Source organism: Devosia polycyclovorans (assembly GCF_042181575.1).
In the GTDB taxonomy this organism is placed as follows: Bacteria; Pseudomonadota; Alphaproteobacteria; order Rhizobiales; family Devosiaceae; genus Devosia; species Devosia polycyclovorans.
Genome location: NZ_CP170082.1, coordinates 3,523,230 through 3,544,438 on the forward strand (window position 1 = coordinate 3,523,230; position 21,209 = coordinate 3,544,438).

Consider the following 21,209-nt stretch of genomic DNA (forward strand, 5'->3'; position numbering starts at 1 on the left):
ACTACGCCGCTGAACGGACATTAGGGAGGCTGCCCCATGCGCGTCGTCTTCATGGGCACGCCCGATTTTTCCGTGCCGACGCTGACCGAGATTGTCTCGGCCGGGCATGAGGTGGTGGCGGTCTATACGCGCGCACCCAAGCCGGCGGGACGCGGTCAGGCGGAACGCAAGAGCCCGGTGCATGAAACAGCCGAGGCGTTCGGTATTCCGGTGTTCACGCCCCGCTCGCTCAAGGGCGCCGACGAGCAGGCGCAGTTTGCGGCGCTGAACGCAGAAGTCGCGGTGGTCGTGGCCTATGGGCTGCTGCTGCCCAAGCCGGTGCTCGATGCGCCCGAATTTGGATGTCTGAACCTGCATGGTTCGCTTTTGCCACGCTGGCGCGGCGCGGCCCCAATCCAGCGCGCCATCATGGCCGGCGACAAGCAGACCGGCATTGTGGTGATGCAAATGGACGAGGGGCTCGATACCGGCGCCATGGGCCCCACCGAAATCATTCCCATCGCCCCGGACATGACGGCCGGCGAGTTGCACGACCAGATGAAGCTGCTCGGCGCTGATCTCATGGGACGCGCGCTGGCGGCGCTGGAACGGGGGAGCCTGGACTTCACCCCGCAGCCAGAGAGCGGGGAAACCTATGCGGCCAAGATAGACAAGGCCGAGGCCCGGATCGACTTTTCCAAGAGCGCCGAGGAGGTGCACAACCTCATCAGGGGCCTCTCGCCGTTTCCAGGGGCATGGTTCGAGATGGAGTTGGGTGGCAAGCCGGTGCGCATCAAGGCGCTGCGCTCGAGCCTTGCTGAGGGCCACAGCGCGCCCGGCGCGTTGATCGGGGAAGGTCTCACCATTGCCTGCGGCTCGGGCGCGGTGGGACTCACCCAGGTGCAACGCGAGGGGAAGGGCGCCATGGATGCGGCGACGTTTTTGCGCGGCGCGGGGCACCTTCCCGATCAAGTTAACTAATGCCGCGCTACAAGCTCACAATCGAATATGACGGAACCCCGTTCTCCGGCTGGCAACGGCAGAAGGACCGGATGAGCGTGCAGCAGGCGCTCGAAGAGGCCATTGCTGGTTTTTCCGGCGAGACGGTGACAACCCAGGCGGCGGGGCGCACCGATGCGGGTGTGCATGCGCTGGGTCAGGTGGCGCATTTCGACTTGGCCAAGGACTGGGACCCGTTCCGTATCCGCGAGGCACTGAACTACCATTTGCGGCCCCACCCGGTGGTAGTAGTGGAAAGCGAGGCCGTACCGGAGACGTTCGAGGCGCGATTTTCTGCGACGGCCCGGCATTATGAATATCGCATTCTCAACCGGCGGGCGCCGGCAGCCATAGAGCGAAACCAAGTCTGGCACGTGCCCAAGCCACTGGATGCGGAGAGGATGCATGAGGCGGCACAGACCATTCTGGGTCACCATGACTTTACCACCTTCCGCTCCTCCGAGTGCCAGGCCAACTCGCCCATTCGTACGCTGGATGCATTCGATGTGACGGGGGATGGCGAGGTCATTGCCATCACGGCCAGTGCCCGCAGCTTCCTGCACCATCAGGTGCGCTCGATGGTGGGTTCGCTCAAGCTGGTGGGGGAAGGCAAATGGAGCCCGGCGGATTTCCGCGCGGCACTGGACGCGGCTGACCGGACGCGATGCGGCGCCATGGCCCCGGCCAGCGGATTGTATCTGACCGGGGTGGACTACCCCTAGGCTTTAGACGGCTGGCCCCATCGTCTGCAGGAGAAAGCCCCCAAGAATCATCAGACCGATGAAATTGGCAGCCAGTTGGGCAACGATGAAGATGACGATCTGCACCGGCGCAAGGGTCACGATACGCCGCGCGATATTGACCTCGATAACGATGGCCAGAACGCCCATGACCAGCAGCATGATGTCGTTGGCGCCCAGCAGCGCCGATAGAAGCAAACCGAACAAGGACACATAGAAATTGGCCCAGTTGTCGGCCACCAGATAGGGCATGAAGCCATCCAGCCGCCCCATCATTTGCAGGACGAGATAGGCCGCGCCGATCTGCACGGCGAAGATCAGCGCCGAAAGCAATGTCACACCGGCAGCGGTGCCCGTCGGTGATGCGGCACCGAGCAATTGGGGACCGAAGACGCTGACGGTCACGGCCAACAAAAGCGCAATAAAGCTGCCAATCAGACCGCGCTGCGAAAAATCGAAGTAGCTGGCTGCATCCGGCCGCCCGAGAACAAGGGCCCAGGTGCCGCGTGCGGCGTCGAGAGCTTCTTCGATAAAGGTCGGTGAGGGCTGGGGCAAAGAACAGACTCGTCTCAGGCAGCGGATAGGGGCGCTGTAAGCATGTAGAGCGTCAAAGGGGTGCCGACAAGAAGCACGACCGTCAACACTGCAAATGCCGCGGCCACTCCAAGCGTCCAGTTGCCCGCCCGGCGCCCGAGACAAAACAGCAACCAGCCCAGTCCCACCCACAAAAGCGGCAGCAGCATGCCCAGGATGAGGGAAATCAGCGTGCCCAGGATGAGATAGTAGATCAGCGCATAAATGCCGGGGACGAGCAGCGGCAGTATGGGCACGGTTTCACGCAGGGCGAAGCGGGTGCCATAAATGCCGACGACAAGCGCGAGCAACCAGAGCGACTGAATGAGCATGATGTCGAACAGGCCCTGCGGTGTAGGCACGCCCATTTCGAGCGAAGTTAGCACGACAGCCAGGAAGGCGAAGAGGTAGAACAGGACCAGCGCCGTGATCAGGCCCGCAACGGTGAAGCGGAAGCGCGCCTGCCAGCCCGCTTCGTTCCTGAGGATCATGATCCAGCCATAGACGGACTGGCGCAGGGCGCTGATGATCTTCATGCCGAGGTCCCTGCCAGGAAGCGCTCGACGAAGGCCTGGTAGATTTCGGTCAGGCCGGTGAGGTCGCTTAGGGCAATATGCTCGTCGGCCTTGTGCATGGAGGGGCCCACCAGCCCACATTCGACCACCGGGCCATATTGAGCGATGAAGCGCGCGTCGGATGTGCCGCCGCCTGTGGAATATTCGGGCGGCTTGCCGTTGCGTTCGGCAATGACGGCGGAGAGCGTCTCGATATCGGCGCCCAGCGGCGAAAGAAAGGCGCGTGAGGGTGTGCCGGAAATCTCGAAGGCGATGCCGGTATCTTTGGGATCGACACTGGCCAGGCGGGCGCGGACCCACTCGGCCAGCGACTCGGGCGTCCAAATGTCGTTGTAACGGATGTTGAAGCGCAAAGTGCCCGACATGGGGATGACATTGGAGACCGGATTGCCGGTATCGATTGTGGTCAGTTCGAGATTGGATGCCGGGAAATGCAGGGTGCCGGTGTCGAGCTTTTCCGAGGTCAGCGCGGTGGCAACGGCCGCCAGGACCGGCAGCGGATTGTTGGCCTTGTGCGGGTAGGCGACATGGCCCTGGGTGCCGGTGACGGTGACCTTGCCCGAAAAAGAACCGCGGCGGCCAATCTTGATGCTGTCGCCCAGAGTTTCGGTGGAACTGGGCTCGCCGACAATGGCAAAGTCGAAGTGATGACCGTTCTCCGCCATCCAGGCGACGAGCTTTTCGGTGCCATTGATGGCGTCGGCTTCCTCGTCATTGGTGATGGCAAGCTGGATCGTGCCGGCCTCGGACGGAATGGCGGCGCAGGCGGCGACGAAGGCGGCAATGCCGGACTTCATGTCGGCGGCGCCGCGTCCGAAAATCTTGCCGTCAGCAATGCGGGGCGTGAACGGGTCGGACGACCAGTTCGCCACCTCGCCCGGTGGCACGACATCGGTGTGGCCAGCAAAGAGCAGGCGGCGCCCGCCCTGCCCTCTCGTGGCGAAGAGGTTATCCACCGGATAGGAGCCGTCGCCTTTGAAACGCAGTCGCGTCACGGCAAAACCGATGGCCTCGAGTTCGAACTGCAAGAGGTCGAGCGCTCCCGCCTCTTCGGGGGTGACCGAGGGACAGGCGATGAGTCGGGCGAGCAGGTCAGCAGGGTCGATGGTCACGACGGCTCCAGTTGGGTTCAGGCGGCAGCGTCCAAAGGATCGGGGCCATAGGTATTGGGGCCGGCCGTGCCCTTGAGGAAGCCAAGCTGTACAAGCATGTAGATTGCGAAAATGCCGTAGATGACGCTCAGGACAGTGAGCCAAATCGGTGGCACGGGATAGCTGACCCCACCCACGTCAACCATCGAGGCACCGATGCCCGTGGCCTGGAGCAGGTTCAGTATGATCGAGCCGGCAATCAATATCTTGAGGTCAGTGCCATCGTTGTCGCGGTCGTGCCGGCGCTTGATGCCGATGCAGTAACTTGGCCAGATCAGCACCAGATTGATCAGCACGCCAAGCCAGGCAATGACGGCCGCATTGCCCAGGCTGATGATGCTGACAATGATGCTAGCGAGGATGGAGATGATGATAAGCACGACAATGCCGATCCACCATTGCTGGCGCCCGATGCGGCCCTCGGTGGTGGTCAACAGCGTTTTGATATTGTCCATTTGTGCCCCCTCAATGAACCGGAATCAGTTCCGGCTCATCAAAGAGTAAGATGCCGGCGCGAAAGGGGCCAGCATTGACGAATTTCTCAGTCGCGCAGCAGGTCGTTTATGCCGGTCTTGGAGCGGGTCTGGGCATCGACAGTCTTGACGATGACGGCGCAATATAGGTTCGGACCCGGTGTGCCATCGGGGAAGGGCTTGCCGGGGAGCGAGCCGGAGACGACCACCGAATAGGGCGGCACATAGCCCATATGGATCTCGCCCGTCTGGCGGTTCACCACCTTGGTGGAAGCACCGATGAACACGCCCATGGAAATCACCGAGCCTTCACCCACGACCACTCCCTCGACGATTTCCGAGCGTGCGCCGATAAAGCAATTGTCCTCGATGATGGTCGGACCGGCCTGAAGCGGTTCGAGCACGCCGCCAATGCCGACGCCGCCGGAGAGGTGCACATTCTTGCCGATCTGGGCGCAGGAGCCGACCGTGACCCAGGTGTCGACCATGGAGCCTTCACCGACAAAGGCCCCCAGATTGACGAAGCTGGGCATGAGGATGGCGCCCTTGCCGATATGGGCGGAGCGGCGGACGATGGCGCCGGGCACGGCGCGGAAACCGGCTTCGCGCCAGGTGTTGTCGGTCCAACCCTCGAACTTGGTGGGCACCTTGTCCCACCAGGTTGAGCCCTGCGGCGCGCCGGTCATCGGCTCATTGTCGTTGAGGCGGAAGGAGAGCAGCACGGCGCGCTTGAGCCACTGATTGACCTGCCAGGTACCGTCCACCTTTTCGGCCACGCGGGCCTGACCGCTGTCGAGCAGGTTCAACGCCTCATTGACGGCGTCGCGTACTTCGCCTGTGGTGTTGAAATTGATCTCGGCGCGATTTTCGAAGGCGGTGTCGATGGTCTGGGCAAGTTGCTCGTGCGACATGGCGGGTCCTGGCGTTTTGACGTTGGCGCGGACCATAGCGGGGGCGGGCCGTGAGTCAACGGGCCCGGCGCAGCTCTGGCCTGCGGCGGCAATGTCAATCCGGCATAAAGAAACTGCAAAGAAAACGGACAAGTCCGTTTACTTGAAGTTCGCTCTTCTGGTGCAGGGTAGAAATTTGGCAACCCGGAGCACTAAAATGAAGAACTTGGTCCTTCAGCTCTCGTTTGTGCTGCTCGCCACCATTTCTATCCCCCTTGCGGCGATTGCGCAATCAGATGCTGTCATCCTTACCGTGGACGGCAAAGTCGATGGCGGCCCGCTCGACTTCACCGCCGCGGAGCTTGAAGCCATCGGGTCCGCTCAAGTCGCTACTGCCACGCCCTGGCATGAAGGAACCCCCGTGTTCGAGGGTGTTCCCATGGACATGCTGATGGCCCATGTCGGCGCCGAAGGGCAAGAGGCCGATGTGCTGGCGTTGAATGGCTACCGCACGACGATCCCGCTCTCGGATTTCACCACATACCCGGTCTTGCTGGCCCTCAAGCAGAATGGCGAATACATGTCGGTTCGACAGAAAGGGCCGTTGTTTATCATCTACCCCTTCGATGAATACGACCAGTTGCAGAACGATCTCTACCATGCCCGATCGGCGTGGCAGGTTCGCAGCATTACAATCCGATAAGTCGGAAGGTTTGGCGCGTTATGCTGCCGCCGGGATGGTTTCGAAAATTTGCGGTTCTGGTGATCGTCATTTTGGGCGTTGCCACGGTCCTGCACGCGCGTGTCGTACAGGAGACGGCCGAGGCCGTCAGGAATTCCATGCGTTTCGATGTTTCCTGGATTGGAGCGCATGGCCGGATTGAGGCGGCCCAGTTGGAAACCTATCTGGCGCGCTACGCGGCAATGGGCCAGCAGGGCGACGCCGACAAAGCTGAACTGTACTACCAGATTCTGCTTGGGCGGCTCGATAGCTGGGGTGTTGGCGGCTATGGAGAATTCCTGGCTTCCAACCCAGAAAGCCGGCAGGCCTATGTCAATCTGCTGGATCTTCTGGAATCGGTTGAAGCCGAGATGTCGGGCCTGGATAGTGCCGCCACGGCTACCCAGTTGCTGCACCGGTTGGAGCCGGTCGGCGACATGATCCACAAGATCGGCGCGGAGGCCACTGACTCGGCAGTCAACAGGGCGGCGGCGATCCGCCAGACACTGACAGAGCAACAGACGCTGCAACATTATCTGGTTGTGACGGCGCTGTTGTCGGCCGGCGTGATGCTTGTGGTGTCGGCCTACCAGAACCGCACCCTGCGCCGGGCCCATCGTCAGGTCGGCCGGGCGGCAGACAAATTCTCCTATCTGGCCCATCACGATCCTCTGACCGGCCTGCCAAACCGGACGGCATTTTCAGACGCGGATCAGCCGCCGGACAGTCACGCACGCTGCACAGGGGTGATTGTGTTCGATCTGGACGGCTTCAAGTTGATCAACGACAGCTGGGGACACATATTTGGCGACAAGCTGCTCAACGCGGCAGCGCGCCGGCTCGAAGAGGTCATCACCACGGAAGAGGGCAATATCGTCGCCCGGCTGGGTGGAGACGAATTTGCGGCGTTACTGCACCTGCAAGATGAAACCGAGGCCAAAGCAATTGCAGACCGCGCGCTTGAGGCCCTCAAGCGTCCATTCGAGATCGATGGCAGCTCCGTCACCATCAGTGCCACGGCCGGCATAGCCACCGCTTCGCGTGCATTGCAGAATGCGCGGGGACTTCTGGCCGATGCGGATCTGGCGCAGAGCGAGGCCAAGGCGCGCAAGAAGGGATCGATCTCCATATATGATCAATCGCTCCGCGAGATGGTTGAGCGCCGCCTGACGCTGGAAAACGATCTCCGGTCCGCAATCGCCAATGGCGAGATAACACCACACTATCAGGTTCAGATCGACATAGAGACCGGGGCGGTGGTGGGTGTTGAGGCGCTAGCCCGCTGGCATCATGCCCAGTTGGGACCAATCGCACCGATCGAGTTCATTCCCATTGCCGAAGCGTCCGGCCAGATCATCGATCTGGGCAGGCACATGATCGAGTGCGCCTGCCGGGACGCGCTGCGGTTGCCGGCAGTGGTCCAGGTCGCGGTCAACCTGTCGGTCGTCCAGATCATGCAGGGCGAAGTGGTGGAAGCGACTGCCGACGCCCTGATGGCGGCGGGCCTGCCACCCGGACGGCTCAAGCTCGAGGTTACAGAATCGGTGATGATGGCGGATGCAAAACAGCCGATCGCCGTCCTGTCCGACCTACGTTATCTGGGTGTCGCCCTGGCACTGGACGATTTTGGCACTGGATACTCCTCCCTGTCATACCTGACGCGGTTTCACTGGGACGAAATCAAGCTCGACCGTACCTTCGTGAACAACCTTGACACCGACTCGCTCGGGCTTTCCGTGATCGAGGCCGTGCTGATCCTGGCCCGGAAGACCGGCGCAAAAGTCGTGGTTGAAGGCGTGGAGACCTTCAGGCAACTGGAACTGCTGCGCAGCGCGGGCTGCGACATCGGGCAAGGCTACTTTATCGGCAGGCCCGTTCCGATCGACATGGTGTGTGCCCAGATCGAAGAGATCAACCAATCACGCCCCGCCGGCCGCCGGGCACACAGGCGCAAGCACGCCTAGAGGTCGCCCCGCAGCGCGTCGCGGTCTGGCTCAATCCGCAGCCGGATAGACCCCCAGAATGCGGAAGTAGTCGGTAAAAAATCCCAGCTCTTCGAAGGCATGCTGCACGCCGATATCGTCCGGGTGCCCCTCGATATCGGCATAGAACTGGGTCGCCGTGAAGGCGCCGCCGACCATGTAGCTTTCGAGCTTGGTCATATTGATGCCATTCGTGGCAAAGCCGCCCATGGCCTTGTAGAGGGCTGCGGGCACGTTGCGTACGCGGAACACAAAGGTCGTTTTCACCTTGCCCTGGTTGGGCGCAAGCTTTTCGGTGGGCGAGAGCACGAGGAAGCGCGTGGTATTGTGGTCGGCGTCCTCGATATTCTCGGCCAGAACGGTGAGGCCATAGATTTCGCCGGCAAAGCGCGAGGCAATGGCCGCAACGGCCGGATCCGCCTTTTCGGCAATCTCGCGGGCCGAGCCGGCGGTGTCGACAGCGTTTATGGTTCTCAGGCCCCGGCTCGAAATGAACTTGCGACACTGGCCCAGGGCGACCGACAGCGATTGGACGGCCTCAATGTCTTCCAGCTTCGCACCGGGCACGCCGAGCAGGGTCATCTCGACGCGCAGATAGGTCTCGCCGATGATGTTGAGCCCGCTTTCGGGCAGCAGATGGTGAATGTCGGTGATGCGGCCATAAAGCGAATTCTCGACAGGTACCACGGCATAGTCGGCCTTCCCGGTCTGCACGGCATTGAGCGTCTCCTCGAAGGTAACGCAACCCAGAAATTCCTCACCAGGAAAGACATTGGCGGCAGCCGCGTGGCTGAAGGCGCCGGGTTCACCCTGGAAAGCAATATTCTTGGTCATCGGTCTGGTCCGTCAATGCGTAAGGCTGGCGGGTTGTGGCGCGCGACCGGGCAAGAGTCAATCTGGCAGCCCTCTGCCCGACGAGGCGGAAATTCGGCGCGCCGGAGGCATTTTCCACTACACGGACCACGCCGCGGCGGTTTGACCTGTTGCGCCACAAGTGGTCTTGATACTATGTTCCGCGCGCGTCGAACCGGCCGGTTGAGGCGGATTTCCCTATTGGGTATCTAAAGTTGGGCTGGTTCGGATAAATGTCCACGGGGATGGACCGGCAGAGAGACCAAATGGATTCGTTCGAGCTAAACAAGATCATCGGCGCCGTGCTCGGCACCCTGTTGTTTGTCATGGGTGTAGGGTTTGTGGCGGAAGCCATCTATCACCCCATCGAGAACCGCGGCCCCGGCTATGCACTTCCCGAACCGGAAGTCGCCGAAGCCGGCGCGCCAGCCGAGGAAGAGCCAACCGTTCCCCTTGGTGTGTTGCTCGCCAGCGCAAGCGTAGAAAACGGCGCCGCGGCGGTTCGCAAATGCCAGAGCTGCCACAATTTCGGCGAGGGCGAAGCCAATAAGCAGGGCCCGGTGCTCTATGGCGTGGTCGGGGCCTTACAAGCCCGTGTGGAAGGCTTTGCCTATTCCGATATCCTCATTCAGCACCGCAATGAGGGGTTGACCTGGAGCTACGAGAACCTCGACGCTTTCCTTGCCAGCCCACGCGGTTACGCGCCCGGTACCAAGATGAGTTTTGCCGGCGTCCGCTCGCCCGAGGAACGTGCAGATATCCTGGCCTACCTGCAGACCCTTTCGGCCAATCCGGTGCCGTTCCCCGAGCCGGAAGCTGCGCCCGCAGAAGAGGCGGCCCCGGCCGAAGGCGAGGTCACCGAAGTCGAGACCATTCCCGAAGAAATCGTTGCGCCTGACGATGCTAGCGTAGAGACCGTGACGACCGAGCCGGGTGCCGCCGTGGAAACGCCGACTGCGACCCAGTCGGATAGTCGGGTGGAAGGCACGCCGGTTCAGGAAACCTCGCCGGCAAGCCCGGAAGCGCCGGCCGCCAGCCAGTAAGGCTTTGCCTGACTGACCAGATTCTCAAGAAAGCCGCGCCCCAAGGTGCGGCTTTTTTCATATCAAGGACCGTTGTCGATGCTGCTGCTGCACCTTTCCGATGTTGATGAAGCGAGCTGGGCTCGGGCATTTTCAGACGCGCTGGCGCCCTACCCCGTGGTGCGGCGGGGAGACAGTTTCGACCCGGCCGAGATTCGCTATATCTTTGTCTGGAAGCCCAAGGCTGACGCTTTTGACGGCCTGACCAACCTCAAGGCAGTGCTCTCGCTGGGTGCCGGGGTGGACGCGCTGCTCAGGCACCCCAACCTGCCTGATGCCCCGATCGTGCGCTTTGTCGATGATGACCTTAGCCAGCGTATGAGCGATTATGTGGTGGCGCATGTGACCATGCATCACCGCCAGTTCACCCGCTTCCAGGCCGACCAGAAGGCGCGCCGCTGGGACCAGTATTATCCGCCCGCCGCAGGCGAGACCACGGTGGGCATCATGGGCATGGGCGTGCTAGGGCAGGATGCGGTCAGTCGGCTCAAGCCGCTCGGCTTTGACCTCAGAAGCTGGAGCCGCACACCCAAAGACATGGACGGCGTGGCGGGCTTTTCTGGCGACGCGGAATTCGACAACTTCCTGGCCGGCACTGATATTCTGGTCAATCTGCTGCCGCTGACCCCGGAAACCACGGGCATTCTCAATCGCGCCACCTTTGCCAAATTGCGGCGGGACAGGCTGGCCGGCGGACCTGTTATCATCAATGCGGCGCGCGGCGGGCACCAGAAAGAAGCCGATATCGTCCAAGCGCTGGAAGACGGCACGCTGGGAGCGGCGAGCCTTGACGTGTTCGAGGTTGAGCCCCTTCCCCCGGACAGCCCGCTCTGGGGTATGGAAAACTGCTATATCACGCCGCATATCGCAGCCATTTCCAATGAGCAAAGCGGGGTGCGCTACTTTACGCGCGTGTTGAAAGATCATGAGCAGGGCAAGGCGCTGCCCAATGTGGTAGACCGCGCGCGGGGATATTAGTTCGACACATAAAATTCACTGGTCAGGGATCAATGTGTCATGCAAGCAGGATGGCTGAAACAGAAGGAGCCGGTTGAGGGGTATGACCGACACAGTGCAACAGGAAAAACCGGGCCTTTATGAGCGGCTGAAATCCGCCACGGGGCATCCGCTGGCCGAGCCGATCCTGGCGCTGATCTGTTTTCTCGAGGCGATGATCGTTCCGGTTTTTCCCGAGGTCATGCTCGCGCCCATGATCCTGGCCGACCGCCGTCGAGCCTGGCGGCTGGCTACGATCTGCACGGTGTCCTCGGTGGTGGGCGGCATATTCGGTTATGCCATCGGCTATTTCCTGTTCGATTCCATCGGCAAGGGAATCGTGGAGTTCTATGGCGCTGGCGCCGGGTTCGATCAGTTGCGCGACAGCTTTGTCGCCAATGGAGCATTCATGATCATGATCGGGGCTGTAACCCCGATTCCCTACAAGATCATCACCATTACCAGCGGCGTCGCCGGCATCGATATCTGGACCTTCATCCTTTACGGGATAATCGGCCGGGGGCTGCGCTTCTTCGTGCCCTGCGGCCTGTTCTACTTTTTCGGGCCGGTGGCCAGCACCTTCATCGAAAAACACAAGAAATGGGCCGGCTGGGTGATGCTGGCCGCCGTGATTGGCGGCTTTGCGGCAGCGCCCCTGCTGTTTCCCAAGCATGGCACAGAGGTCACTGACAAGGTGTTCGAGCAGACCATCGGCACCGATATCATCCCAGGCTCGCTGGCTCCCGTTCAGCCCAAATAGCGCTGACGCAGGAAGCCATAGAGCGCACGGTCGGCAAGGGAATCGTGGAGTTCTATGGCGCTGGCGCCGGGTTCGATCAGTTGCGCGACAGCTTTGTCGCCAATGGAGCATTCATGATCATGATCGGGGCTGTCACCCCGATTCCCTACAAGATCATCACCATTACCAGCGGCGTTGCCGGCATCGATATCTGGACCTTCATCCTTTACGGGATAATCGGCCGGGGGCTGCGCTTCTTCGTGCCCTGCGGCCTGTTCTACTTTTTCGGGCCGGTGGCCAGCACCTTCATCGAAAAACACAAGAAATGGGCCGGCTGGGTGATGCTGGCCGCCGTGATTGGCGGCTTTGCGGCAGCGCCCCTGCTGTTTCCCAAGCATGGCACAGAGGTCACTGACAAGGTGTTCGAGCAGACCATCGGCACCGATATCATCCCAGGCTCGCTGGCTCCCGTTCAGCCCAAATAGCGCTGACGCAGGAAGCCATAGAGCGCACGGATGGCCTGGTCGGTGCCACCGGCGGGGCGGCCAGGGCGGGCATCGGGGGCCCAGCCGAAAATGTCGAGATGTACCCAGGCACCGGCATTGCGCACGAAGCGCTTGAGGAACAGCGCCGCGGTGACCGAGCCGGCATGACCACCGGAGGCGGCGTTGTTGATGTCGGCGATGCGGGAGGACAGAAGCCCGGCATAGGACGACCAGAGCGGCATGGGCCAGAGCGGGTCCTCGGCCGCCAGACCGGCCGCGGCCACACCGGCGGCAACCCGATCGTCGGTTGAATAGAGCGCAGGCAGCTCCGGGCCAAGGGCAATGCGTGCCGCACCGGTCAACGTGGCCATGTCGATCAGCAGTTCGGGCGTCTCCTCATCAGCCAGGGCCAACGCGTCGGCGAGGATCAGCCGGCCCTCGGCGTCGGTATTACCGATTTCCACGCTGAGACCGGCACGCGAGCGCAGAACGTCGCCGGGGCGGAAGGCATTGCCTGAAATGGCGTTCTCGACCACCGGCAGCAGCACCCGCAGCCGTACCGGCAAGCCGGCATCCATGATGGCATGGGCCAGGCCCAGCACATTGGCGGCGCCCCCCATGTCCTTCTTCATCATCAGCATGCCGGAGGCCGATTTGATGTCGAGGCCGCCGGTATCGAAGGTGACGCCCTTGCCCACCAGCGTGACCTTTGGATCGGTGTCCTTACCCCAGCGCAGATCGATGAGGCGCGGTGCCTGGGCGCTGGCGCGGCCAACGGCGTGGATCATGGGGAAGTTCTGATCCAGCAGGTCGTCTCCGGCGGTGACGCTGACGCTCATACCATGCGTTTTTGCCAGTTCGCGGGCGCGGGCTTCGAGTGCATCGGGACCCAGGTCGTTGGCAGGCGTGTTGATCAGATCCCGCGCCAGGCTCGCCGCCGCCACCTGCCGCTCGACCTCGGCGCTGTCGGCCACTTCGGGCAGGACGAGCCGCGGGGGCGGAGGGGCGCTGCGATAGGTTTCGAAGCGGTAAGTCCCCAGGCGGAAAGCGATGGCCGCGAGGGTCGGATCGCCCACCTCGCCCTGCAATTGGTAATCGCCCTCGGGCAGGCCGGCACCGGCCAATCCGGCTACGAAGACGGGGCGGCCTTCGGCTGCGCCCGTTCCGAAAAGCCAGGCGGTAACACGGCCTTTGCTGTCTGGCAGGGCCAAGAGGCGACCCTGCTGGCCGGTAAACCGGTTGGCCTCGGCCCAGGCGCGCTGGCTGTCCTCCAGTGGTGCCGCTTGCAGCCCTCCTTCGGGAATGAAGATCAGGGGGATGGCAGACTGTTTGGACATGTCAGGGCTCCGTTGCACTGCCCTCTGTCTAACCGGGACAGCGCCGGGGCACAACGCTGCCGCGGCGGTGTTTAACCGGGCGTTAGGGTTAATGATCTATTGCTCGGGGATGAGTTGAGATGGCCTGCTGACGGCCCGGAGCAAGACGTGTTCAAGGCAAAGCGAATGATCGGAGCGCTGCGCCCCCTGCTGCTGGCAGGCGTGGCAACGCTGGCGCTGTCGGCCTGTGCGTCCAATCGCGGACAATTGGCCAATACCGACTATGCTGGGCTGAGCGCGGCCGAAAGCCATGCCCAGCTGGGCCAGCTGACCGCGCGCTATCGGGCCAATCCCAAGGACAGGGCCGTGGTCATTCACTATGCGGCAGCGCTGCGGGCGGCCGGGCAGCCGCAACAGGCGGCCGCTGCGCTGGAACAGGCGATCCCCCATCATCCCGGCGATGTGGCGATCAGCGTTGCCTATGCCAAGGCCCTGACAGCCGCGGGGCGGTTCGACCAATCCATCGAAGTGCTGCGCAATGTGATCGAACCCGATGCGCCGGACTGGAACGCCTTGCTGGTGCTGGGGGCAACACTGGACCAGACCGGTCGCCACGAGGAGGCGCGGCAGGTTTACGTGCAGGCCTCGGTCATCGCGCCTGGCGAAGCCTCGATCGAGACCAATCTGGGCCTTTCCTACGCCATGACCAATGATCTGGTCGCGGCCGAAAAGCATTTGCGGCGCGCGGTGCAGATGCGCGGTGCCAATAGTCAGACCCGTCAGAACCTGGCGCTGGTGGTGGGCCTGCAGGGCCGGTTCGACGAAAGCCGGGCCATCTATGCCGCCGAGTTGCCGCCCGACCAGGTGGAAGCCAATATGGCCTATGTCCGGGCCCTTCTTACCCAGCAGAACCGCTGGGATTTGATCGAAAAGGGCTAGGTGGACGCATCCCGAGGCGCGTGCGCCTCGGAAAACTACAAACAGAGACGTCGCCGCCTTCGGAAAGAACGCTGTCGCGCGCATGGGGATGGACGTCCCGCCCCCCTACGAAGTCTTTGTGCAGGACTGCTTTGCAACGATGCGCAGCTCGAGTGAGAAAACTTAGGCAGACGATGTGGCAAAGGCCATATGGCGAGCCGTGACCGAGCCGGACGCCCCAATGCGTCTTCCCGCAGGCGCCGATGCGCGAACAATCTTTGCCCAGACCACCGCTCTCACAGACAGCTGAGTGCACGTCCATCGCGCTGCATCACAACACCTGAGGCGGCAATAATCGTGGCCTGCAGCAGCCATCGGCTCTGCTACATTCGCAGCCACGAAGGCTTGCTGATCGGGCGGGCACAGGACCTGAGCCAAGTGCGCGGCGCCCCGTTGGCGAACGGTCCTAACCGCCGCCCACTGTCGATGCGACGGGGCCGCCAAATACCTGGATCATGGCCGGCGAGAGGATGACGATGAACAGTACGGGCAGGAAAAACAGGATTAGCGGCACGGTCAGCTTGGGCGGCAGGGCCGCGGCCTTCTTCTCGGCTTCCATCATGCGGGCCTCGCGGCCTTCCTCGGCCATGACGCGCAGGGCCTGACCGACCGAGGTGCCGTAGCGATCGGCCTGGATGAGCGCGGTCATCACCGATTTGACACCGTCGAGACCGGTGCGGCGGCCCAGATTTTCATAGGCGCGGGTGCGGTCTTCGAGGAAGGACAGTTCGGCCGTGGTGAGGGTCAGCTCCTCGGCCAGCTCAGCGGATTGGCCGCCGATTTCCTTGGCGACGCGCTTGAATGCATGTTCCATCGACATGCCGGCCTCGACGCAGAGCAGCAGTAGATCGAGACAGTCCGGCCAGGAGCGGCGGATGGAGGTCTGGCGTTTCTGCGTGCGGTTCTTGAGCAGCAATAGCGGCACATAGGCGCCCACCAGACCGGCGCCGATGGCATAGACCAGGTTGAGATAGAGTGGCCGGTCGCCCGGCGCCATGATCAACAGATAGAAGGCGGCGACTGCGAAAATGGCGATGGGATAGACCAGGCGCTGGAAGAGAAACTTGGTCAATTCCCCCTGCCCGCGCAGGCCGGCCATGGCGAGCTTGTCGACGGTGGTGTCGTCCTGGAAGGCCTTTTTGAGGTCGAAGCGCTCCACGGCCTGCTTCATATAGGACTTGGCTTCCTTGCCGCGCCGGATGGAGGAGCGGCCATTGGCAGCGGCCGCACCGCCGCGCAGGCGGGCCATTTCCTCGGCGCGCATGCGGTCGCGTTCCACCGCAACGCGCTTGATGCGCTGCTTCATGTCCTGCCGGACAATCATGGTGGAGCCGAAGGTGAAAACCACCGCGGCGGCCGAGATGGCGGCCAGCACGGCAATGAGGAAATCCCGCTGCGTCAGAAGCTCGATGATATTCACGACCCTGGCCTCCGCCTCAAACTTCGAACTGGACCATGCGGTTCATGACAAAAATGCCGGTGGCCAGCATCAGCACTCCGACCGCCAGACAGACATTGCCCACGGGGGTGGCAAAGAGCGGCAGGAGATAGGTGGGTGAGACCAGCGAGACCAGCACCGCCACCACGATGGGCAGCGAGCCGATAATGCCGGCAGAGGCCTTGGCCTCGGAGGACATGGCCTTGACCTTCTGCTTCATCTTCTTGCGGTTGCGCAGCACGCGCGCCAGATTGCCCAGCGCTTCGGAGAGATTGCCGCCGGCCTGCTGCTGCACGGAAATGACCACGACGAAGAAGTTGACTTCGGGCAGCGGCACGCGATCGAGCAGGACCTGCACCGCCTCGGTCATGGACATGCCAAAGCTCTGCTGGTCGAGCACACGGGCGAATTCGGACTTCACCGGCTCCTTGGTGTCCCTGGCGACCACGCGCATGGAATCGTTGAGCGGCAGGCCGGTTTTGACGCCGCGGACAATGGCTTCGATGGCGTTGGGCAATTCGTCCAGGAACCGGTCCTGGTATTTCTTGCGGCGGCGCGAGACATACATGCGCGGCAGGAGATAGCCGCCGGCCAGGGCGAAGATGGCTCCAAAATAGATGGGCACCTGCGCAACCACAAGCACCACCAGCAGGACGACGCCGAAGATGATGCTGTTGCGGATAAAGGCGGCCGGCTTGATGGTCATGCCGGCCTGAAAGATCAGGTCGGGGAGGCTGATGCGCTTTTTGGCATTGAGCTCATCGGCCTGGGATTTGAGCGCTTGCTGGACAGTCTTGCGCCGGTCTTCCCGCGTGCGGCTGGCATCGGCCTCGCGGCGATTGACGCGGATATCGCCCTGAAACGCCTTCATGCGCTGCTCGGCGCGCTTATTGCCCAGAGCCGAGGGCACCAGGGCAAAGCCGGCCGCCCCGATGGTGACGACGAAGAGCGCGACAAGCAGGAGCATGGTCATGATCAGCGGCCCAAAATTTCGTGCTGTTCGGTATTGGCCTTTTCGAGCGCTTCCACGAGGTTGGCTTCCTCGTTGAAGTAGCGGGCGCGTTCGGTGAATTGCGGCTTGGTAATGCCGGTGGAGCGATGCTTGCCGATCAGCATGCCGTTCGAATCCTCGCCCAGGATGTCATAGACGAAGACGTCCTGGGTGACGATGACGTCGCCTTCCATGCCCAAGACTTCCGAAATGTGGGTGATGCGGCGCGAACCATCGCGCAGGCGCGCGGCCTGAACGATGACGTCAATGGACGAGACGATCATTTCGCGAATGGTGCGGCTGGGGAGAGCATAGCCGCCCATGGTGATCATGGATTCGAGACGGCTGAGAGCTTCGCGCGGCGAGTTGGCGTGCAGCGTGCCCATGGAGCCGTCATGGCCGGTGTTCATGGCCTGGAGCAGGTCGAAGCTCTCGGGGCCACGGACTTCGCCGACGATGATGCGTTCGGGACGCATGCGCAGGCAGTTCTTGATAAGATCGCGCATGGTGATCTCGCCCTCGCCCTCCAGATTGGGCGGGCGAGTTTCGAGACGCACGACGTGGGGCTGCTGGAGCTGGAGTTCGGCCGAGTCCTCGCAGGTGATGACGCGCTCATCCTTTTCGATGAAGGCGGTGAGGCAATTGAGCAGCGTCGTCTTGCCCGAACCGGTACCGCCCGAGATCAGCACATTGGCGCGGACGCGCCCGAGGATGCGCAGCACCTCGGCGCCTTCGGGCGAGATGGAATTGTATTTGACCAGCTGCTGGAGGGTCAGCTTGTCCTTCTTGAACTTACGAATGGTGAGCGCGGCGCCATCGATGGCCAGGGGCGGCGCGATGACGTTGACGCGGGAGCCATCGGGCAGGCGCGCGTCACAGATGGGCGAGCCTTCATCGACCCGGCGGCCGACCTGGCTGACGATGCGCTGACAGACATTCATCAGATGCGCGTCGTCGCGGAAGCGCACATTGGTCAGGCGCACCTTGCCGGCCACCTCGATATAGCACTTCTGCGAGCCATTCACCATGATATCGGCGATGTCGTCGCGCGCCAGCAGCGGCTCGAGCGGACCATAGCCGAGGACGTCGTTGCAGATATCCTCGAGCAGGTCTTCCTGCTCGGAAATCGACATGACGATGGATTTGAGCGCGATGATTTCGGCGACGATGTCGCGAATTTCCTCGCGCGCCGACTGGGTCTCCATCGTGGCGAGCTGGCTGAGATCGATGGAGTCGATCAGCGCGTTGAAGATGGCCGACTTGGTCTGGAAATATTCCTTGGCGCGCTGGGCATCGGCGGGGGCGCGGACATCGAGCACCTCGTCGGTGGTGCGCATGCGCGCGCCCATGCTGTCATCATCGCTGGCGCGGCGCTTGGGCTGGGCGGGCGCCGGCGCAGCCGCAGGCGACGGGCTGGGCACCGGCCGCGGTGCCTCGCTCAGTCCAGGCGTATTGCCGCCAAATGTGGTGCGCTTGCCAAACATGAAATTCCCTACCGTCCGTCTCTATGTCTGCTTGCCTCAGGCCCGCTTCTTGAATAGGGATGGAAGCTTGAGCAGGCTCCCCGATTTCGCCGCCGTATGGGCCGACTGGCGGCCTGTGACCCGCATGCCGATGGCCGAAAACACTTCGTTGCTTTTGTTGTTGGCCGCCACCTCGGCAATCATCTGGCCGTTATTGGCCGCGGTGCCGAAGAGCTGAGCGTCAAAGCCGATCTGTCCGACCAGTTCGCATTCCACTGAAGAGGCGAACTCGCCCGCCCCGATTTCGGGACGGCGCGGCAGCCCCAGCTTGTTGATCACCAGCTTGGGGGTGTTGTCGGTGGGCCGCATGGCCTTGATGGTATCGGCCATGTTCTTGGCATTGCGCAGATTGGCCAGGTCCGGCTCGGCCACGATCACGACATCATCGATCGAGGCCAGGGTCTGGCGGGTCCAGCTGTTCCAGCAATGCGGAATATCCAGCACGATCACCGGCACGCTCTTCTGGCAAGTTTCGATGACCTGTTCGAATTCTCGTTCCTCGAAATCCCAGGTGTGGTCCAGGGTAGCGGGTGCGGTGAGCAGGTTGATGTGGTTGGCGGCCTTGCTCATCAGGCGATCCAGCATGGTCTGGTCGACCTTCTGGTTGGCCAGCACCGCATCGGCGAGGCCGTGCGGCGGATCCTGGTTGAAGTTGAGACCGGCCGTGCCGAAGGGCAGGTCCATGTCGACAATCAGGCAGTCCTGGCGCAGCCCGGTGGCGATGGCCCAGGCGACATTGTGCGCAATGGTGGAGCTGCCAGCCCCGCCCTTTGCGGAAATGAAACCGATGGTACGGCCGATCGGTGCCGCGCCCTCGGCGGCATAGAGGTCGGTGATCGAGGTGACGATCTCGGCCGAAGTTGCCGGCAGCACGACATATTCCGAGATGCCCGAACGGATCAGTTCACGATAGAGCAGCACGTCGTTGACATGGCCCAGCACGATCACCCGGGTGGAGGCATCGCACACCTCAGCCAGCCGCCCCAGGGCCGAGGGTATCTCGGCGGGCGAGAGCGTGGTCTCGACGATGATGAGATTGGGCGTGGGGTTGGACTTGTAGGTCTCGACAGCGCCGTCTATGCCACCATTGTGCGTGGTGAGCGCCACCTTGGACATGCGCCGGTCGTGCATGGCGCTTTCAACCAGTTGGGCGGTCTGCGAATGCTCGCAGAAAGCCTGGATGGTGATGCGCGGCACAAGGCGGGCGCCCGAGGCGATCTCGGCGGCCGGTTCCTCGATCTGGGCGGGCTGGTCGGGGGTAAGGAAACTCATTTATCTGCTGCTCCTGATCCGCAATCAGTCCAAAACGAAGCCGACATTGCCGGAAAAACCACTCCGGAACTCGCCAGTGGCGCCAACCCCGTAGATGGTCTCGAGCCGGCCCAGGAATATGCCCTCGGCATCGCTGGCCATGGTGGTGCGATCGGTCGGCACGGGAATGGAGTTGGCCGGGCTGGGCGACACCAGATAAGGCGTGACCAGGATGACCAGTTCGGTTTGCTGGGTCTGGTATTCGCGCGAACGGAACAGCGCGCCCAGGATGGGGATATCGCCCAGAAGGGGGAATTGCTGGATGTCCTGGCTGGCGCTTTCCTGCAACAGACCGCCAATGGACAGGGTTGTGCCGCTGGGTAATTCGACCGAGGTCGAGGCCTGACGCTTGGTGATCGAGAAGTCGGCCTGAGGTTCGGACACCGATGTATCGACCGTCAGGCCGATGCTGCCGTTGGACTTGACCACCGGGGTGAAGGAGAGTTCGACACCATAGGGCTTGAAGGTCACCGTGCGGGTCAGCCGGTTATCGTCGGTCTCGTCATAAGTGTAGTAGGGCAGTTCGCCGCCCGCGAGGAACTTGGCCTCCTGACCGGAGATGGCGGTCAGCGTGGGTTGGGCGAGGACACGCAGGGCACCGCGCCCTTCCAGCGCGCGAATGGCCGACGCTACCTGGGTTCCGCCGTTCTGATAGGAATAGTTCAGGCCGTGAGGCGTTTCGATGTCCACCAGATTGTTGACGAAGCTGAAGAGATTGGTGGTGCCGAAGTTGAAAGCGGCGCCGAGATTGATGCCGAACTGCTTGGCGATGTCCCGCTTCACTTCGGACACGGTAACCTGCAGCATGACCTGTTGGGCGCCGGCAACATCAATGATGCTGGCCACATTGTCAGCGCCCCCGGCAAACTGAACGGCGACCGCCAGGGCGCGGTCCTTATCCTCGGCCGAACGCACCGTGCCGGTAAGCACCACACGATTGGTACCGCCGCCCAGCGTGACCGATTCAACGCTGATGTGGGAGCCAGGAATAACGCGTGCCAAGGCGTCCTCGAGGGCGTTGCCGACCTGAGAGGGCTCTTCGATGACGCGCAGGTCAAGCACCTGAATTGTGCGCCCCTGATCGTCAAGGAAGAATACGTTGGTGTTGCCGCCGGTGACGCCCTGAATGATGCTGCGGGTGCGGGTGCGCATGATTGCAGCCGCGACATTGGGCTGGGAAACGATCACCTCGGCGACGCCGGCCGGCAGGTCGACGATCACAGACTTGTTCAGTTCCACATCGAGCGAGCGCACCGCGCCATAGGCGGAAGCAGCGATGGTCAACTGCGCCGGGGTTGCCTGCGCGAAAGCCGGAGCAATGGCTGCGGATGTGCACATCAGCGCTGCCAGACCGAAAATGGCCGCTGCTCGGGGCAGGCGTTGCATAGTATTGGTGATTGGCTTGTCCATCATTC

Annotated in this window: 21 protein-coding genes; 9 read left to right on the forward strand and 12 right to left on the reverse strand. The window is 62.4% G+C overall.

The genetic code is table 11. The annotated features are described in order from the left end of the window. Positions 1–36: 36 nt before the first annotated feature. A complete protein-coding gene (gene fmt, locus ACE4RL_RS17565; RefSeq protein ID WP_375598388.1) occupies positions 37–960 on the forward strand; it encodes a methionyl-tRNA formyltransferase in 924 nt (307 codons plus the stop codon). Then, a complete protein-coding gene (gene truA / locus ACE4RL_RS17570; protein ID WP_375598389.1) occupies positions 960–1,700 on the forward strand; it encodes a tRNA pseudouridine(38-40) synthase TruA in 741 nt (246 codons plus the stop codon). Before fmt ends, truA begins: the two co-directional genes overlap by 1 nt. 3 nt (positions 1,701–1,703) lie before the next feature. Here the strand turns inward: truA and ACE4RL_RS17575 are convergent, their stop codons facing one another. The 5 genes from ACE4RL_RS17575 to dapD form a co-directional block, all read right to left on the reverse strand. Next, positions 1,704–2,273: a hypothetical protein gene (locus ACE4RL_RS17575; protein WP_375598390.1), complete on the reverse strand. Its 570-nt coding sequence runs from the start codon at positions 2,271–2,273 to the stop codon at positions 1,704–1,706. A gap of 14 nt (positions 2,274–2,287) precedes the next feature. Continuing rightward, positions 2,288–2,827: a hypothetical protein gene (locus tag ACE4RL_RS17580; protein ID WP_375598391.1), complete on the reverse strand. Its 540-nt coding sequence runs from the start codon at positions 2,825–2,827 to the stop codon at positions 2,288–2,290. After that, positions 2,824–3,978 (reverse strand): succinyl-diaminopimelate desuccinylase, encoded by a 1,155-nt coding sequence (gene dapE / locus ACE4RL_RS17585; protein ID WP_375598392.1) that lies wholly within the window; start codon positions 3,976–3,978, stop codon positions 2,824–2,826. Before dapE ends, ACE4RL_RS17580 begins: the two co-directional genes overlap by 4 nt. Positions 3,979–3,995: 17 nt before the next feature. Then, the gene (locus ACE4RL_RS17590) at positions 3,996–4,472 is read right to left on the reverse strand and encodes a DUF805 domain-containing protein (RefSeq protein WP_375598393.1); all 477 of its coding nucleotides are present in this window, start codon (positions 4,470–4,472) and stop codon (positions 3,996–3,998) included. 86 nt (positions 4,473–4,558) lie between these two features. Beyond that, the gene (gene dapD / locus ACE4RL_RS17595; RefSeq protein ID WP_375598394.1) at positions 4,559–5,401 is read right to left on the reverse strand and encodes a 2,3,4,5-tetrahydropyridine-2,6-dicarboxylate N-succinyltransferase; all 843 of its coding nucleotides are present in this window, start codon (positions 5,399–5,401) and stop codon (positions 4,559–4,561) included. Positions 5,402–5,597: 196 nt separating this feature from the next. Here dapD and ACE4RL_RS17600 point away from each other — a divergent pair, with 196 nt between their 5' ends. Together ACE4RL_RS17600 and ACE4RL_RS17605 are read left to right on the forward strand one after the other, a co-directional pair. Beyond that, positions 5,598–6,083, forward strand: coding sequence for a molybdopterin-dependent oxidoreductase (locus tag ACE4RL_RS17600; RefSeq protein ID WP_375598395.1), 486 nt, complete (start codon positions 5,598–5,600; stop codon positions 6,081–6,083). Between the two features lie 59 nt (positions 6,084–6,142). Further along, the gene (locus ACE4RL_RS17605; protein ID WP_375598396.1) at positions 6,143–8,065 is read left to right on the forward strand and encodes a putative bifunctional diguanylate cyclase/phosphodiesterase; all 1,923 of its coding nucleotides are present in this window, start codon (positions 6,143–6,145) and stop codon (positions 8,063–8,065) included. 30 nt (positions 8,066–8,095) lie between these two features. Here the strand turns inward: ACE4RL_RS17605 and ACE4RL_RS17610 are convergent, their stop codons facing one another. After that, positions 8,096–8,917: a prephenate dehydratase gene (locus ACE4RL_RS17610; protein WP_375598397.1), complete on the reverse strand. Its 822-nt coding sequence runs from the start codon at positions 8,915–8,917 to the stop codon at positions 8,096–8,098. A gap of 284 nt (positions 8,918–9,201) precedes the next feature. On the opposite strand from ACE4RL_RS17610, the gene ACE4RL_RS17615 reads away from it, so the two are divergent. From ACE4RL_RS17615 to ACE4RL_RS17630, 4 genes are all read left to right on the forward strand, one after another. Further along, positions 9,202–9,978: a c-type cytochrome gene (locus ACE4RL_RS17615; RefSeq protein ID WP_375598398.1), complete on the forward strand. Its 777-nt coding sequence runs from the start codon at positions 9,202–9,204 to the stop codon at positions 9,976–9,978. Between the two features lie 78 nt (positions 9,979–10,056). Continuing rightward, a complete protein-coding gene (locus ACE4RL_RS17620) occupies positions 10,057–10,995 on the forward strand; it encodes a 2-hydroxyacid dehydrogenase (protein ID WP_375598399.1) in 939 nt (312 codons plus the stop codon). An 82-nt stretch (positions 10,996–11,077) separates the two neighbouring features. Beyond that, positions 11,078–11,773: a YqaA family protein gene (locus tag ACE4RL_RS17625; protein WP_375598400.1), complete on the forward strand. Its 696-nt coding sequence runs from the start codon at positions 11,078–11,080 to the stop codon at positions 11,771–11,773. A gap of 44 nt (positions 11,774–11,817) precedes the next feature. After that, entirely contained in the window at positions 11,818–12,237 is a 420-nt protein-coding gene (locus ACE4RL_RS17630) for a YqaA family protein (RefSeq protein WP_375598401.1), read from the forward strand. Here ACE4RL_RS17630 and ACE4RL_RS17635 read toward each other — a convergent pair. Further along, a complete protein-coding gene (locus ACE4RL_RS17635; protein ID WP_375598402.1) occupies positions 12,225–13,574 on the reverse strand; it encodes a M17 family metallopeptidase in 1,350 nt (449 codons plus the stop codon). The two genes, ACE4RL_RS17630 and ACE4RL_RS17635, sit on opposite strands and share 13 nt — an antisense overlap. A 147-nt stretch (positions 13,575–13,721) precedes the next feature. Here ACE4RL_RS17635 and ACE4RL_RS17640 point away from each other — a divergent pair, with 147 nt between their 5' ends. Beyond that, entirely contained in the window at positions 13,722–14,492 is a 771-nt protein-coding gene (locus ACE4RL_RS17640; RefSeq protein ID WP_375598403.1) for a tetratricopeptide repeat protein, read from the forward strand. 445 nt (positions 14,493–14,937) lie between these two features. Here ACE4RL_RS17640 and ACE4RL_RS17645 read toward each other — a convergent pair whose 3' ends face one another. From ACE4RL_RS17645 to ACE4RL_RS17665, 5 genes are read right to left on the reverse strand one after another with little or no spacing between them, the layout of a single operon-like run. Then, positions 14,938–15,951 (reverse strand): type II secretion system F family protein, encoded by a 1,014-nt coding sequence (locus ACE4RL_RS17645; RefSeq protein ID WP_375598404.1) that lies wholly within the window; start codon positions 15,949–15,951, stop codon positions 14,938–14,940. A 16-nt stretch (positions 15,952–15,967) separates the two neighbouring features. After that, positions 15,968–16,942, reverse strand: a complete 975-nt coding sequence (locus tag ACE4RL_RS17650) for a type II secretion system F family protein (RefSeq protein ID WP_375598405.1) — start codon at positions 16,940–16,942, stop codon at positions 15,968–15,970. A gap of 2 nt (positions 16,943–16,944) precedes the next feature. Then, positions 16,945–18,444, reverse strand: a complete 1,500-nt coding sequence (locus ACE4RL_RS17655) for a CpaF family protein (protein ID WP_375598406.1) — start codon at positions 18,442–18,444, stop codon at positions 16,945–16,947. Between the two features lie 36 nt (positions 18,445–18,480). Continuing rightward, on the reverse strand, positions 18,481–19,755 hold the full coding sequence (locus tag ACE4RL_RS17660; RefSeq protein WP_375598407.1) for a CpaE family protein: 1,275 nt from the start codon (positions 19,753–19,755) through the stop codon (positions 18,481–18,483). A gap of 24 nt (positions 19,756–19,779) precedes the next feature. After that, on the reverse strand, positions 19,780–21,207 hold the full coding sequence (locus ACE4RL_RS17665) for a type II and III secretion system protein family protein (RefSeq protein WP_375598408.1): 1,428 nt from the start codon (positions 21,205–21,207) through the stop codon (positions 19,780–19,782). Positions 21,208–21,209: the final 2 nt, after the last annotated feature.